General features: G+C 55.9%; 1 protein-coding gene. It reads left to right on the top strand.

All coding sequences use genetic code 11. The annotated features are described in order from the left end of the window. Positions 1-8: 8 nt before the first annotated feature. Positions 9-245 (top strand): TonB-dependent receptor domain-containing protein (locus tag ABD353_RS39500; protein WP_344628554.1); only part of this gene is annotated, 237 nt, incomplete at its 3' end.

Below are 245 nucleotides of genomic sequence, written 5' to 3'. Positions count from 1 at the left end.
CTAACCTGATGTGGACCCTCGATCCCTACATTCAAACGCACTGGCAGCTCACCTCAGCCCTGGGGCTGGACGCCGGGGCGCGCTATAGCTCGGTATGGTTTGATTCCAACGATCGTTATGTTGTAGGTAAAAATGGTGATGATAGCGGCGAAGCGAGCTATCACAAGTGGCTTCCGGCGGCAGCGCTGAAGTATGCCATGACGCCGCAGTGGAACGTTTACCTCTCTGCCGGGAGGGGATTTGAA

Source organism: Kitasatospora arboriphila (assembly GCF_039528095.1).
Lineage (GTDB): Bacteria > Actinomycetota > Actinomycetes > Streptomycetales > Streptomycetaceae > Kitasatospora > Kitasatospora arboriphila.
Note: the sequence above shows the minus strand (reverse complement) of the source record. Positions and strands in the feature narration are given on the sequence as shown.